The sequence below is a fragment of the Cronobacter sp. EKM101R genome, from assembly GCF_963888145.1.
Lineage (GTDB): Bacteria > Pseudomonadota > Gammaproteobacteria > Enterobacterales > Enterobacteriaceae > Cronobacter > Cronobacter turicensis.
Window position 1 is genome coordinate 39,342 of sequence record NZ_CAWPHW010000003.1, and the last position, 14,767, is coordinate 54,108.

Sequence of the window (14,767 nt, forward strand, 5' to 3'; positions counted from 1 at the left end):
AAGGAAAATCACGATGAATGCCACGTATAAAGCGATGCAGGTAACCGCGCCAGGCCAGCTTGAGCTGGTGGAAAGACCCGTTCCGACGCCAGGGCCGGGCGAAGTGTTAATCCGCGTGGAGGCATGCGGCATCTGCGGCGCCGACGCCGGTGTTATTGAAGGGATGGAGAAAGGCGTGACTTATCCTCGCGTGCCGGGCCATGAGGTGGTGGGCACCATCGCGGCCATAGGCGAGGCGGCGCCGGGTTATTTACGCGTCGGCCAGCGGGTCGGCGTGGGCCGCCTCGGTGGACACTGCAATGAATGCGCCTCCTGTCGTCAGGGCTTGTTTAACCTCTGCCTGAACCAGCCGGTGACCGGCAGTTCACGCGACGGCGGCTACGCCGAATATATGCTGGCGCGCGCCACGGGGCTGGTCGCCATTCCGGACGCGCTGTCCTCGCTGGAGGCCGCGCCGCTGCTGTGCGCCGGGATAGCCACGTTCAATGCGCTGAAAAAATCGCGCGCGCAGGCAGGCGACACAGTGGTGATTCAGGGCCTCGGCGGTCTTGGGCATCTTGCGCTGCAGTATGCCAACAAAATGGGTTTTCGTGTCGTCGCGGTCGGTCGCGGCGAGGATATCGCCCAGGAAGTGTCAGCCCTTGGCGCACATGTATATATCGATACCCATAAAAAGGATGCCGTCACTGAAATTAAAGCGCTGGGCGGGGCCGATGTGATCCTGACCACGCTGACGGACAGCGAGGCGGTGGCGCCGCTGGTCGGCGCGCTCTCTCCGCGCGGTCAGTTGATGGTAGTGGGCGTGGGCCGTGAACCGTTGCCACTGCCGCCCGGCATGATGGTGGGCAGAGAGCTGAGCGTCTCAGGCGCGATCACCGGGACACCCTACGAGAGTGAAAAAACGCTCGATTTCAGCCTGCTGACCCGCGTGAAAGCCTGGACGGAGAAGCTTCCCCTGGAGCAGGCCCCACAGGCATATCAGCGTATGCGCTCCGGCAAAGTGAAGTTCCGTATGGTTCTGGTGATGAACCCGTAACCCGTTACCCGTTTGTCGCTCTTAAAAAAATGGAGAAATAAAAAATGTCTGCCAAAAGCGTTTCAGCTGCTGATTTTCATCAGGAAGTGTTAAGCCATGAACAGCCGGTGCTGGTCGATTTCTGGGCGCCCTGGTGTAGCCCGTGCCGCACCGTTGCGCCAGTGATTGACGATCTCGCCCGTGACTATCAGGGGAAGGTCAAAATCGTCAAGCTCAACATTGACGACAATCCTCAGATAGCCGCGGATTACGGCATCCGCTCGATCCCCTTTTTCAAGCTGTTCGTCAACGGCGATGTCGTGATGGAATTTACCGGCGTGCGGCCACGCCACGATTTTGACGCAGCGCTTCATTCTTTCACTCTGTAAAAACACCATTAAAAAAATTATTCACCTGCAGGAGGTAAACATGAGCCATGTTCGCGTTACGCCGTGGCAAGACGGCGACCCAGTTCCTGAGGAACTCCTCAGCGCTATTCAGGCGCGTCGCCCCAACGGCGAGCTTATCGGTATCGACAGAGTGCTGATGAAAAGCGTGCCGCTGGCAACGGGCTGGAATGGTCTGCTGGGCCGGGTACGCAGTGAATTTAAGTTAGATCTCCAGTACCTCGAACTCATCATGCTGCGCGTGGCGGCGCTGAATAAAGCCGATTTCGAATGGAATGTGCATTATCCCGTTTATCTGAACGCGGGCGGTACGGAGCAAAAAGCGCAGGCGCTGAAACAGGTCACCCCGGATCATGCGCTGTTTGACCTCGCCGAGCAGACGCTTATCACCCTGACCGACCAGTCCACGCAGCGCGTTGCCGTTGACGATGCCGTCATCCAGACGCTGAAAGCCTTTTTCGGCGAGGAGAAAACGGTCGAAGCCGTCGCCACCGTGGCGGCCTACAACATGGTGTCACGCTTCCTTGTCGCGCTCGCGATTTAGCTAACGCTTCACCCCCTTCATTCTGCCTGTTGAACGCCCGCGCGCTTAGCGGCGGCGGGCTCTCCTGCACGGCGCGTATTGCAGACGCTTTCGCGCTGGCACGCTACAGGAAAGAGAGGAATTATGTTTGGATTAGATGCTTTTCATCTGGCAAGGATTCAGTTCGCGTTTACCGTCTCCTTTCATATTATTTTCCCTGCGATAACCATTGGTCTCGCCAGTTATCTGGTCGTGCTGGAAGGCATGTGGCTGAAAACCAAAAAAGAGACGTACCGGGATCTCTATCATTTCTGGTCGAAAGTCTTTGCCGTCAACTTCGGTATGGGCGTGGTCTCCGGACTGGTGATGGCATACCAGTTCGGCACCAACTGGAGCGGTTTTTCGCAGTTCGCAGGCAGCATCACCGGCCCGCTGCTGACTTACGAGGTATTGACAGCGTTCTTTCTGGAAGCCGGTTTCCTTGGCGTCATGCTGTTTGGCTGGAACCGCGTCGGGCCAGGGCTGCACTTCTTCGCCACCAGCATGGTCGCGCTGGGCACGCTGATTTCTACCTTCTGGATCCTGGCCTCGAACAGCTGGATGCATACGCCTCAGGGCTATCTGATCCAGAACGGCATCGTGGTGCCGCAGGACTGGTTCAAAATTGTCTTTAATCCCTCCTTCCCCTGGCGGCTGGTGCATATGACTACCGCCGCGTTTCTCGCCAGCGCGTTTTTTATCGGCGCATCGGGGGCGTGGCATCTGCTGCGCGGCAATGATAATCCGGCGGTACGCAAGATGTTCTCCATGGCGCTGTGGATGGCGCTGATTGTTTCGCCGATACAGGCGATGCTCGGCGACGGCCATGGCCTCAACACGCTTGAACATCAGCCAGCCAAAATTGCGGCTATCGAAGGCCACTGGGAAAATACCGCCGGCGAACCGACGCCGCTTATCCTGTTCGGCATTCCCGATATGAAAGAAGAGCGCACAAAATACGCGCTGGAAATCCCTTACCTCGGCAGCCTTATTCTCACCCACAGCCTCGATAAACAGGTGCCTGCGCTGAAAAGTTTCCCCGCAGAGGACCGCCCGAACTCGCTGGTCGTGTTCTGGTCCTTCCGCGTGATGGTCGGGATGGGCGTGCTGATGATTACGCTTGGCGTGGTGAGCGTGTGGCTGCGCTATAAGAAACGCCTTTATCAGTCGCGGCCATTCCTGTGGTTCGCGCTGCTGATGGGGCCATCCGGCCTGGTGGCTATCCTTGCCGGATGGTTCACCACGGAAATTGGCCGCCAGCCGTGGGTGGTATATGGCGTACAACGTACGCGCGACGCCGTCTCGGCGCACGGCGATCTGCACATGAGCCTGAGCCTGCTGGCGTTCATTCTGGTCTACAGCGCCGTTTTCGGCGTGGGGTATCTCTATATGATGCGCCTGATCCAGAAAGGCCCGCGGCCCGGCGAAGGACAGGAGAAAGAACACGGCGGCCCAGGGCAGCCACGCACGCCAGCGCGCCCGCTTTCCGCCGCGACGCAGCATGAAGGAGACCGTTCATGATCGATCTGTCGCTTATCTGGTTCGGCATTATTATCTTCTCCACCCTGATGTATATCGTGATGGACGGGTTTGACCTGGGGATCGGCATTATTTTCCCCTTTAACCGTCATCCTCAGGAGCGCGACGTGATGGTCAATACCGTCGCCCCCGTCTGGGACGGCAACGAAACCTGGCTGGTAATGGGCGGCGCAAGCCTGTACGGCGCGTTTCCGCTGGCCTATTCGGTAGTGACCGACGCGCTCGCCGTGCCGCTGACCGCCATGTTAATGGGGCTGATTTTCCGCGGCGTGGCGTTTGAGTTTCGCTTCAAGGCGACGCTGGCGCACCGGCCTTTCTGGGATCGCGCTTTTGTCGGCGGTTCGATTCTCGCCACCTTCAGCCAGGGCGTGGTGGTCGGTTCGCTGCTGAACGGGCTGGAGGTGACCGGACGGGAATATTCGGGCCCGGCGCTGGCATGGCTGACGCCCTTTTCGCTGTTCTGTGGACTTGGACTGGTTATCGCTTATGCGCTGCTCGGCTGTACGTGGCTCATCATGAAAACCACGGAGGATTTACACCGCAAAATGTCAGCGCTGGCGAAACCGCTGTTGCTGGCACTGCTGGTGGCGATCGGAGTTATCAGCCTGTGGACGCCGTTAACCCATGCGAACATTGCGCACCGCTGGTTCACGCTGCCTAACCTGTTCTGGTTCCTGCCCGTACCGCTGCTTGTGCTGGCCAGTGCCTGGGGGATTTTCCGCGCCATCCGACGCGGCGCGCATTACGCGCCTTTCCTGCTGACGTTACTGCTGCTCTTTCTTGGTTTCTCGGGGCTTGGCATCAGCATCTGGCCGTGGATTGTTCCCCCTTCGCTAACGCTTTATGACGCCGCCTCGCCCGCTTACAGCCAGGCCTTTATGCTGGTGGGCAGTCTGCTCATCATTCCTTTTATTCTGGGCTATACGTTCTGGAGTTATTACGTCTTCAGAGGAAAAGTTCAGCCTGGCGATGGTTATCACTGATAAGGAGGAGAAGATGCACTCTCACACAGGCCATACCCGCTATACCCTGCTCAAACGGCTGTTGTGGATGGTATTTATCTGGTCTGCAAGCGTGCTGGGGCTGGCGATTGTCTCCTATGGCATTCGGGCGATGATGACCGCCGCAGGTATGCGCGTTTAACGATCCCCTTCCGGCCCGTGCCACAGCGCGGGCCTGTTGATAGAAAAACTATCATTACTCTAAACCTTTCCTGCTTTGTGGTTCCCCGGCGTCCCTTACATAATTTCCATGAATATAACGATGCCTTTTTCAGCCCGTCAGGCTGCCTCTTCCCTTTCTTACAGACATATTCCCATGACCATCCCGCTGACCATAAAACAAATCGAGATGCTGGTGAAAATCAGCGAGGGTAAAGGATTATCTGAAGCGGCCAGGCTGCTTAATCTTTCGCCTTCCGCCATCAGTAAAGGCCTGGCGGTCATGGAGGAGAACCTCGGCGTGGCGCTTATCCAGCGTACCACGCGCTCTTTCAAGCTGACGGAAGCGGGAGAGTATTTTGTCGCGCGCGCCTCAGAGTTACTCAAGGAGTTCGACGAGGCTATCAATACGACCTGCGGCTATTTCAACCATCCGCACGGCGCGCTGAAAATCACCAGTTCGATGGCCTTCGGGTACGCGCAGTTGCTGGATATTTTCGAAGCCTACCGGGGGAAAAACCCGGAGGTAGAACTGGTGCTGGATCTGAATGATCACTTTATCAATATCAACGAAAACAACGTCGATATTGCGTTGCGCATTACCACCACCCCGCCGCAAAACTATGCGGCCCGTAACTTATCAAAAATCAGCTGGGCCTGGTGCGCCTCACCAGCTTATCTCGAAAAAAACGGCGTTCCGGTGAAAAAGGCGGATCTGCTGCATCATCACTGCCTCGTTTACCCGGGTATCACCCCGCCTGTCCGCCACACCGAGCCGCATTCGTTGCACGAACAGAAACTCAGGATGCCCGTACAGGCCAACAGTAGTTTGCTGCTGCTTAAAGCGGCGCTGTGCGGTCAGGGGATCGCCTGGCTGCCGTCGTATCTGATCGCCCGCCACATTGAACACCATGAACTGGTGCCGCTGCGCCTGGACGGCGTGCTGACGCACACCACGCACAGCCTGTATGCGCTCTATTTCCCGAGCAAATACCGCAACCCGAAAGTCCGTTCTTTCATCGATTTTCTGGTGGAGGATTTACAGCCGTGGCGGGCGTGGGAAACGTGGGTTGAAGAGCGCGGGTAAAGCCCATTATTAAATGTGATTAATATCACTATTTTTAATTCTCTTTGAGAAAATAATTCTGGAAAATTCTTTTGAGCCGATCACAGATTAAAATAATAAATAATTATATTTTGCGGGGCACGTCATAATATTATTGCATCTTTCAGTTGTGAACAAAAGTGCAAACAGTTTTCTCTATTATTCCTTAGCCATAGTATTAGCCCTGTGCAAAGCTTTGATTTATTCAACCCGCCAGGCGTTATGCCTGACGAGTTGTAATAAAGGCGTGAATTTTGCTTTTAATTATTAATTATTGATCAAAAGCAAATCTGGAAGTGATTTTAAATATCCTCAGACTACAGTCTGAGTTTTGCGAAATAGTGGGGTCACTATGACATCCGAAATTAATGATGAAGTAATAAATACAAAGAAAATTCCGTTTACGATGTATGATTTGGGTTGGGTCGTATTATGTATCGGCGCAGCCATTGGTTCAGGAATTGTTTTCTTCCCGTTACAGGTTGGTCTTAAAGGTGTCTGGGTTTTCGCATTAGCCGTTATTTTGGGTTATCCAGCCGTTTATTATATGCAAAAATTGTTTATCGAAACGATGGCCCGTAGCGATGAACATGATTCTTACCTGAGCATTATTACCAGCTATGTTGGTAACCGTTGGGGGCTTTTTCTCGGCGGGCTGTATTCCTTCACAGTATTAAAATCGATGGTAGAGTATGCGCTGGCGATCACTAATGACAGTGCGTCGTATCTTAAAACATTTGGGCTGACCACACAGACATTATCGGATCACTGGTGGTGGTCATTGTTATTAATCACCACGCTTTCGCTGATTGCCTCTAAAGGTGAAAAGCTGTTGTTTAAAGTCTCTGGCAGTATGATCGCCATTAAGCTGTTAATCATCGTTTCTATCGGGTTTGTGGTGATCCCGTTCTGGAACCCGGACAACATCAGCGCGTTGCCGTCCGCCAGCACGCTGGTCATGGGCACTTTCCCGACGTTGCCGTTCGCTATCTTCTCGATCATGTTCGTGCAGATCCTGAACCCGATGAATATCGCTTATAAAAAGCGCGAGCAGAATAAAGAGATTGCCAAATATAAAATTGTCCGTGTGCATAAGGTTGCTTATTTAATCTTAGTAACTACGGTACTGCTGTTTGTCATCTCGATTATTTTGTCGATCAGCGAAGCCGACGCATTACGTGCTTATCACGAAAACATTTCAGCGCTGGCGCTGGCAGCCAATGTGATCCCAGGCACCACCGTAAAAATCATGAGCGTGGTGTTGAATGTGTTTTCTATCGTAACAGCATTTCTGGGCATTTATCTGGCGGTACATGAGTCCTTCCTTGGGCTTATCAAATTCGCCTCGCAGAAAATTTTTAAACATCAGGATACCAATGCAAACAAACATTCACTGATTGCTTTCCTGATGGTGGTATTTATCCTGTGGCTTATCGTATTAACGAACTTCCCGATCCTGAAAGTGTTTGTTTTTGGTGGCGTGACGTATGGCATTATCAGTTGCATCGTCCCCGGATTTATTATCCTGCGTAACCAGAAATTTTCAGATATTCGCGGCTTCTCGGTTTACTACGTCATTCTCATCGGGATACTGATGTGTATCGGACCGTTTGTCATGCTGCTTTCATAACCACACTGAAGCGGCCGACTGACGATCATTAAAAATATAGCGGGTCATCATGAACAGGATTAATGATGACTCGAAAAATGACAGACGCACCCTGGACAAATTAAGAAAAGCATTATCAAAAACACAGACATGTGATACTAAGAAAAAACGATAAATAGAAAGGGCCTGCGATATGTCATTAAGTAAACTTTCCCGTCACGTCAGCCATCTTCAGTCGTCTGCGATCAGAGAGCTGCTGAAACACAGCAAAATGGAAGGCGTTATCTCTTTAGGCGGCGGTATTCCCGATGCGGCGCTGTTTGACCATGAAGGCATTCAGACGGCAATGGAACAGGTTTTAGCCTCCGACTGGAACGACGCTTTTCAGTATGGATTAAGCGAGGGCCTCCCGGCGCTGCGCGAAAGCATTGGCGAGTTGATGGCCGGACGCGGCGTGAAAGCCGGAGTGGACGATATTGTCATCACCTCTGGCTCTCAGCAATCGCTGGATATTCTGGCGCGGGTACTGATTAACCCGGGCGATATCGTGGTGGTCGAAAGACCCACCTACCTGGCGGCGTTACAGGTGTTCCAGCTGGCGCAGGCGCAGATTGAATCGGTAAGCACCGACGGCGACGGGATGAACATTGATGAACTCGAAGCGTTAGTTAAGCAGAAGGCTGTCAAAGCCGTTTACCTGGTGCCGACGTTCGGCAACCCCAGCGGCGTAACGCTCACGCCAGCGCGCAGGGCGCAGCTGGTGGCGCTGTCAAAACAGTACGATTTTTTGATTATCGAAGACGAGCCGTATAGCGAGATTAATTTCAGCGACACCCGCTACAAACCGCTGCTGGCGCATGCGCAGGAACAGGGCGAAGGCGACAACATAATCTACACCTCCACGTTTTCGAAAATTCTTGCGCCCGGCACCCGTGTTGGCTGGGTAATTGTACCCGCCTGGCTAAAACGCGCGGTTGTGACGCTTAAACAGGCGACCGATCTGCATACCAGCGCGCTCTCGCAGGCATTAACCGAACAATATCTGCAAACGGGGCGCCTGCCAGCGCAAATCGACAGGATCAGAAAGGCCTATAAACAGAAATGCGACACCCTGAGCCACGCCCTGAATCAGGAGCTTGGCGAATACTTAACGTTCCACCAGCCGAAAGGCGGAATGTTCTTGTGGGCCACCTTTAAGGATGGCCGCAACACAACGGAATGGCTGAAAAATACGCTCGCTAATGGCGTGGTATTTGTACCGGGCGAGTTCTTCTATTCAGACCACCCAGACCATTCCACGCTGAGAATGTCATACGTGACGCCTTCCGAAGAGAACTTAAAGGAAGCCGTCCGACGATTAAAAATATCGTTAACGTAGCCCCTGCCCGGCATCTGCCTGGCGGCGTGGAGGCGTTGGAATTAAATGCAGTAGATGAGGAATTTTACGATGTCTAATCACAGCTTCGATAAGCAGGTTTCACCGGAAACGTATATCTGTCACGGTCCTTTCGATCCGGATGTCTTCGGCGGCGTAGTAAACCCGCCGGTTTATCACGCCTCGACGGTGATTTTTAAGACCTGTAAGGAGCTTGAGACACGCCACCAGGCGCTGTTTCATGATGCTGAAGATGAAGTGATGTACTACGGCCGTTTCGGGACGCCCATTACTTTCGCGGTACAGAAAGCGCTGGCGGAGCTGGAAGGCGGGCATCGCGCATTGCTGGTTCCAACGGGCCTCGCCGCCTGCACCAGCGCGCTGCTGGCGCTGGTAAAAACCGGCGATCATATTCTTGTCAGCAGCAGCGTTTACGGCCCGACGCGCGGCTTTGTGAATAATGTGCTGTCCCGTATGGGCGTTAGCGCCACCTATTTCGACCCGACGATTGGCGCAGGCATCGCCGATCTGTTCCAGGAAAACACCACCGTGGTGTTTACCGAATCACCCGGTTCACAGACGTTCGATATACAGGATATTCCGGCAATCACCCGCGTCGCTCATGCGCATCACGCACGCGTGATCCTGGATAATACCTGGGCCACTCCTCTGTTCTTTAAACCGTTCGATCACGGTGTGGATGTATCGGTACATGCCGCGACCAAATACATCGTTGGCCATTCCGACGCGCAGATGGGGCTCATCACCACGAATGAAGAAACCTGGCCTGCCATTCGCAGCCTGGTGTATCTGTATGGCCTGCACGCGGCGCCTGATGATGTTTACCTTGCACAGCGTGGCCTGAGAACAATGGCCCTGCGTCTTGAACGTCACCAGGCCTCGGCGCTGAAAATCGCCCGGTGGTTTGAAGAACGCGACGAAGTCGAACAGGTGCTTCACCCCGCCCTGCCTTCCTGCCCGGGTCATGAGATCTGGAAGCGCGATTTTACCGGATCCAGCGGTTTGTTCAGCGTGGTCCTTAAACCGGGCTATTCAAAGGAAGCGGTACAGGCGTTTATCGATAACCTGGAATATTTCGGCATCGGTTTTTCGTGGGGCGGTTTTGAGAGCCTCGCGATCCCGTTCAACCCGGTAAAAGATCGCCCGGAATATCGCTGGCCGTATCAAGGCGAAGCGTTCCGTTTACAGATTGGCCTGGAAAATCCTGATGACCTGATTAACGATCTCAACAATGCGATGCGTCATTTACACAATCAGGACTGACAACGCCCCGGCCTGAACCGGCTTATGATTGCGCCAGCCTGACTGGCGCAATCTGTTTATTGTTATCAGAATGATGTTATTCGTTTCTCAGGCGACGTAGCGGAATTTTTAATGGATATACCGATTGATTTAAAGCATTTGCACACGATTTTAACGCTGCGTAATACCGGAAGCCTGACGCGCGCCGCGCTGGCGCTGAATCTGACCCAGTCAGCCTTGTCGCATCAGATAAGAACGCTGGAAGAACATTACAAAGTATCGCTATTTATCAGAAAGTCCTCGCCATTGCAGTTCACGCCCGCAGGAACCCGCTTATTACAACTGGCGGAAACCGTGCTTGCTGAACTGGAAAGCGCTGACCGCTATCTTGCCGATATCGCCAGTGGCAATCAGGGCATGCTGAGGGTCACGCTGGAGTGTCACACCTGCTACGGGTGGCTACTGCCGGTACTGGATGCATTCAGGGCGAAGTGGGAAGACGTCGACATCGAAATCCTTCCCGGCTTTCAGCCCGATCCTGTAGGCCTGTTGTTACAAAACCGGGCGGATGTCGCCATCGTCGATGAGCTGGAAGAGACCGAACAGGTCAATTACCTGCCGTTGTTTAAATATGAAATGGTGGCAATCCTGGCAAACGATCATCCGCTGACGCAACGTGAGTACCTCACCGCAGACGATTTTGCCGGACAAACGCTGATTACCTACGCCGTGCCAGAAGACCGTATCGATGTTTACCGCCGTATCATCCGTCCTGCGAAAATCCCGACCCAACGGCGAACGACGGAGCTGACGATGTCTATCGTGCAACAGGTGGCAAGCCATCGCGGTATCGCGGTGTTGCCGGTCTGGGCGGTGGCGGAATACGTAAACAAGAAATATGTCACAGCCCGCTCGGTCACGAAAAATAAGCTGATGTCGGAGGTCTGGCTGGCTTCTGTGCCGCAGTTGCTGGAGACCCACTACGCGCTGGATTTTGTGCATATCGTCAAAAACACCTGTTTACGCATGCTACCGGATATAGAGCTTTCCTGAGGCGCGCCCTCTCCTGTTCCATTAACGATTTTTCCACCGTGAGGCGGCCCCTGCGTGGTCAGGGGCGCCCTGTTTCTGAAAGGAGCAAGTAATGAAGAAAATCATCAGCAGTGAACACGCCCCCGCCGCGATCGGCCCGTATTCCCAGGGCGTACAGCTCGGGAATGTGGTGTTTACCTCTGGTCAACTCCCGCTGGACCCTGGCACGATGGCGTTCCCGGAAGGCGGTATAAAAGCACAGACCCGCCAGTCTCTGCTGAATGTAAAAGCCGTTCTGGAGCAATCCGGCGCCTCGCTGAAAACGGTAATTAAAACCACCTGTTTCCTGGCGCGCATGGAAGACTTCGCGGCGTTTAATGAAGTGTATGCTGAGTTTTTTGGTGCTGAAGGCGCGCCGGCGCGCTCCTGTATTCAGGCCGGAAAACTGCCGAAAGACGCGCTGGTAGAGATTGAGGCTATCGCCTATACCGAGGAGTAACGTAAGCGATGCCCGCGGCGCGTGCCGCGGGCAGTGTGACATCAGAATACCGGCGCGCGTTTTTTCAGCGCCGCGCGATGCGGAAAGACCCACAGGCAAACCAGAATCATACCCACCAGCGTGACAGACGCGCCGTAACGGCTGAGCTCAAGCCCGCCTTTGGCGATGGGTTTATCGAGGAAGTCGCCCACCACCGCGCCGAGCGGACGGGTGAGGATAAACGCGGCCCAGAACAGCACGGTGCGAGAAATCGAAGTAAAGCGGCTCGCCAGCCAGATAACCGCCAGTGCGCCCACGAACAGCAGGATGCCGCCGTCATAACCGAAGCCTTCGCTGTCTGCCGTCCAGTCGCCGAGCGCCGTGCCGAGCGTCTGGGAGAACATAATCGTCACCCAGTAGAAGCTCTCGGTACGCACACTGTTTACCGAATCCACGGCAATGGTGCCGCACGTCACGCGCCAGACCAGAAGCGAAAGTACCAGCAGACTGCTCAACAACACCGTACCGCCGAGATAACCGATACCTAATGAGCGGTCGGCGAAATCCGCAAGCGTGGTGCCGACCGTCGTGGTGGCGACCACCGTGAACCAGTAGATCCACTTATTAAAGCTGTGATGGCGGATTTGTACGAACACCGCCGCGAGGAAGATCGCCGCGAAGATGAGCGTGCCGGTGAGATAACCGAGATCCATCGACATCGTGACCGTGTCGCCGCCGGTTTCACCCAGCGTGGTCGCGGCGATTTTCGTCAACCAGAACGCGGCGGTGACGGCAGGAACTTTGCTGAGCGCAGAGGTATTGTTTTGCATAAAGTGTGCTCCGGTACGGCCCGACAGGGGCAGGATCCAGAGTGAAGTTATAGGATTAATCTTAAGGAAGACTTAAGAGCGGGAAGGTTTTTTACGTTTGTGACAGGTGTCGCAAATGGGTCGCGATGCCCCACTGAATGACTTCGCATCGGCCGGAAGCGACGCTTAAACGCGTATAGCTCGCGTTCGGTTGCGCATAGCGCGGAAAGTTATCCATCTTGCCGTCTTTGAGAATAGCCAGCGCCCCCTGAAGGATGTGCCCGTGCGTCACGACACAGCAGGTTGTGTGTGAGGTTGCAGCAAGATTATGGTGAATAAAAGACAGCAGACGCTGCGCGGCGCACGCGAGCGATTCCCCGCCGGGCGGTGTAAATGCGGCATCCGTTGAGAACAGCGCTTCTGCGCTGGTGGGATCATCACGCTGTAACTGCACCCGCGACAGGCCTTCGTAATCGCCGAACGCCTGCTCCTGTACCAGCGGCTCAACAGAGAGTGGGCAGCGAAAATGGCTCGCGATGGCGTCACCCATATGGCGCGCGCGGCCCGCAGGCGAGGTGTACACCATGTCAACAGAGGGGAAATCGTCCGCCAGAGCGGTTATCAGCGCTGTGGTTTCATGTACTCCACGGGCCGTCAGCGCGCTGTCCTGACGTCCCTGAATGAGTCCGCCACGGTTCCACGCTGTTTCAGCGTGGCGAATAAGGATAAGGTTCATGGGATACATTCCACCTATTAGTCGATTATTTCTGCCATCATACGTTAGCGAGTTAAAGTTTATTCAAGTTATAATCCTGTTATATAAGCTCAAGAACGCTGACGTACTAGTTCTTATTTCCTAACGGCACAAACGAGGGAATATCCCCACTAACTTTTCGGCTTATAACCAGGATCGTCTTCATCACTATCCCAAAATTGAACTGGAACTGCATAATCCCCATCTATTATTATCGGACACCATCCAAAATCATTATAAAAAACATACAATTCAATTACTGTATAACTATCTTCTGTTTTTTTATTTAACGTTATTAAAGCAGGTTCATTATGGGTATATATACCGCCAGCTCTTGCTGGTGCACGATCCTCTAAGAGTTTTCTGTCCCATTCGTGAATAATCCCTTCTGTACAAGGAACTACGGTAGAAAAGAGGACTTTGAACTTATCTGATACTTGAATCACACATGGTATATTCTTTTGTTCTGATAACTGTCCAGTAATTAAATTATCCGGAAAATTAACTTCTAATATCATTTTTGCCAACCTTTGGGGACAACCACATCCCCAGTAAAATTTTTCTCGAATGTGCTTACAGGACTAAAGTACTGCTTGCCCCAAGGATCCCTTATTGCTACAACGGATATACCGTTTCGCGTCGTAACACCATCAACAACAACGAAGTGAGAAAAACTGCTACCCCCGGTTTTATCAGCAATACACGCAATGACAGGTGTACCATTAGCAGTGTAGCGGGATAAATGACGATGCCTCAAATAAAAAACTTAAAATTAAAAAAATCTAAATTAATTCTTTATTTGGCAAGCTTCCCAACACACTACTAACAACCCCAGCATTTAAGAAAATTTTTTGGGCTGTTTTACCATAATCAGCACTATATATAAGACATTCTTGCTCGTTATTCACTGCAAGATAAAACAAATAAAATCCAGTATCAACTACTTCCGCAGGGCTTAAAAACACGCCAATATTATTTACAGGAGGAAGTTCAAAATCTTTAGGATCGCTTTCAAGCACTAATCCGTGTGAGTGAGCTATTATTTCTAATAAAACATGGGCATCAATTGAAAAGTCTAAATCCTCAAATACACTGCACTCCATTACTTCCTTATAGCTTTCTTTCAGATAGCCTATATTCATTGGCAAGGTATAATTAGATCCTTTCGCTGGATATATTTCATCCTCAATAAAGAAAATAAACACACCAAATTTCCAGTATTCATCTTCTGTTTTCTCTAACACTTCATAAAAAACAGCAAATTCATAAGGCTTTCCGAAAATCATTTATTTCTTCCTACGACGTAAGCTCTGAATTAAAAAGCCCCAAAGCGTGCCTGATTTTAACTTATCTGTCATGATTATAATCACCTTTCTTTATCATCTGTTAAGAAGTCACTGAACTCTCAGCGGACTTAGCGCATCACGTCAGCCCTACTGTTATGATCGCTACCCCGAACCCGACTATAAATTATTCCTACGGTGTGTCGACCACATCAGTTATGGATATGATTTCATTAAAGTGTATTACACATGCGCTCGAAAAAACCTTTGATCATCATATGGAACTACGATAAATCCAGCCGTGCATGCGGTAGATAACCCCAAATGAGATGATTGTAAAGATATTAGATACTTTCATACCCTTTCACGACAGCTA

16 protein-coding genes are annotated in these 14,767 nt (G+C 52.4%); 12 read left to right on the top strand and 4 right to left on the bottom strand.

All coding sequences use genetic code 11. The features are described 5' to 3' along the window. Nucleotides 1-13: 13 nt before the first annotated feature. The 12 genes from AACV31_RS04795 to AACV31_RS04850 all read left to right on the top strand — a co-directional run bounded on the left by AACV31_RS04795 (nucleotide 14) and on the right by AACV31_RS04850 (nucleotide 11,566). Nucleotides 14-1,036, top strand: coding sequence for an alcohol dehydrogenase catalytic domain-containing protein (locus tag AACV31_RS04795; protein WP_165156368.1), 1,023 nt, complete (start codon nucleotides 14-16; stop codon nucleotides 1,034-1,036). A gap of 44 nt (nucleotides 1,037-1,080) precedes the next feature. Continuing rightward, a complete protein-coding gene (gene trxA, locus AACV31_RS04800) occupies nucleotides 1,081-1,404 on the top strand; it encodes a thioredoxin (protein ID WP_007767363.1) in 324 nt (107 codons plus the stop codon). Between the two features lie 40 nt (nucleotides 1,405-1,444). Further along, complete coding sequence (locus AACV31_RS04805) at nucleotides 1,445-1,966, top strand: carboxymuconolactone decarboxylase family protein (protein WP_032807677.1); 522 nt, start codon at nucleotides 1,445-1,447, stop codon at nucleotides 1,964-1,966. A gap of 123 nt (nucleotides 1,967-2,089) precedes the next feature. Beyond that, nucleotides 2,090-3,505, top strand: a complete 1,416-nt coding sequence (locus AACV31_RS04810; protein ID WP_075198964.1) for a cytochrome ubiquinol oxidase subunit I — start codon at nucleotides 2,090-2,092, stop codon at nucleotides 3,503-3,505. Next, entirely contained in the window at nucleotides 3,502-4,506 is a 1,005-nt protein-coding gene (gene cydB, locus AACV31_RS04815; RefSeq protein ID WP_075198965.1) for a cytochrome d ubiquinol oxidase subunit II, read from the top strand. The genes AACV31_RS04810 and cydB overlap by 4 nt, the downstream gene beginning before the upstream one ends. A 13-nt stretch (nucleotides 4,507-4,519) precedes the next feature. After that, a complete protein-coding gene (locus AACV31_RS04820; protein WP_007767356.1) occupies nucleotides 4,520-4,666 on the top strand; it encodes a DUF2474 domain-containing protein in 147 nt (48 codons plus the stop codon). Between the two features lie 174 nt (nucleotides 4,667-4,840). Further along, a complete protein-coding gene (locus tag AACV31_RS04825; RefSeq protein WP_105596934.1) occupies nucleotides 4,841-5,770 on the top strand; it encodes a LysR family transcriptional regulator in 930 nt (309 codons plus the stop codon). A gap of 370 nt (nucleotides 5,771-6,140) precedes the next feature. Further along, nucleotides 6,141-7,418 (top strand): amino acid permease, encoded by a 1,278-nt coding sequence (locus tag AACV31_RS04830; protein ID WP_075198968.1) that lies wholly within the window; start codon nucleotides 6,141-6,143, stop codon nucleotides 7,416-7,418. 172 nt (nucleotides 7,419-7,590) lie between these two features. Then, nucleotides 7,591-8,775, top strand: a complete 1,185-nt coding sequence (locus tag AACV31_RS04835) for an aminotransferase-like domain-containing protein (protein WP_007767346.1) — start codon at nucleotides 7,591-7,593, stop codon at nucleotides 8,773-8,775. A 69-nt stretch (nucleotides 8,776-8,844) separates the two neighbouring features. After that, complete coding sequence (metC, locus tag AACV31_RS04840; RefSeq protein WP_165156366.1) at nucleotides 8,845-10,056, top strand: cystathionine beta-lyase; 1,212 nt, start codon at nucleotides 8,845-8,847, stop codon at nucleotides 10,054-10,056. A 111-nt stretch (nucleotides 10,057-10,167) separates the two neighbouring features. Next, nucleotides 10,168-11,088, top strand: a complete 921-nt coding sequence (locus AACV31_RS04845) for a LysR substrate-binding domain-containing protein (protein ID WP_105538456.1) — start codon at nucleotides 10,168-10,170, stop codon at nucleotides 11,086-11,088. A gap of 91 nt (nucleotides 11,089-11,179) precedes the next feature. After that, on the top strand, nucleotides 11,180-11,566 hold the full coding sequence (locus AACV31_RS04850) for a RidA family protein (RefSeq protein ID WP_075198971.1): 387 nt from the start codon (nucleotides 11,180-11,182) through the stop codon (nucleotides 11,564-11,566). Between the two features lie 41 nt (nucleotides 11,567-11,607). Here the strand turns inward: AACV31_RS04850 and AACV31_RS04855 are convergent, their stop codons facing one another. The 4 genes from AACV31_RS04855 to AACV31_RS04870 form a co-directional block, all read right to left on the bottom strand. Next, nucleotides 11,608-12,375 carry a COG4705 family protein gene (locus AACV31_RS04855; RefSeq protein ID WP_165156364.1) on the bottom strand — a complete coding sequence of 256 codons (768 nt, stop codon included), beginning with the start codon at nucleotides 12,373-12,375 and terminating at the stop codon, nucleotides 11,608-11,610. A gap of 91 nt (nucleotides 12,376-12,466) precedes the next feature. Then, complete coding sequence (locus tag AACV31_RS04860) at nucleotides 12,467-13,090, bottom strand: histidine phosphatase family protein (RefSeq protein WP_165156362.1); 624 nt, start codon at nucleotides 13,088-13,090, stop codon at nucleotides 12,467-12,469. A 149-nt stretch (nucleotides 13,091-13,239) separates the two neighbouring features. Next, nucleotides 13,240-13,626, bottom strand: coding sequence for a hypothetical protein (locus tag AACV31_RS04865; RefSeq protein ID WP_165156360.1), 387 nt, complete (start codon nucleotides 13,624-13,626; stop codon nucleotides 13,240-13,242). Nucleotides 13,627-13,890: 264 nt separating this feature from the next. Then, nucleotides 13,891-14,394 (bottom strand): immunity 42 family protein, encoded by a 504-nt coding sequence (locus AACV31_RS04870; protein WP_105538458.1) that lies wholly within the window; start codon nucleotides 14,392-14,394, stop codon nucleotides 13,891-13,893. Nucleotides 14,395-14,767 lie beyond the last annotated feature (373 nt).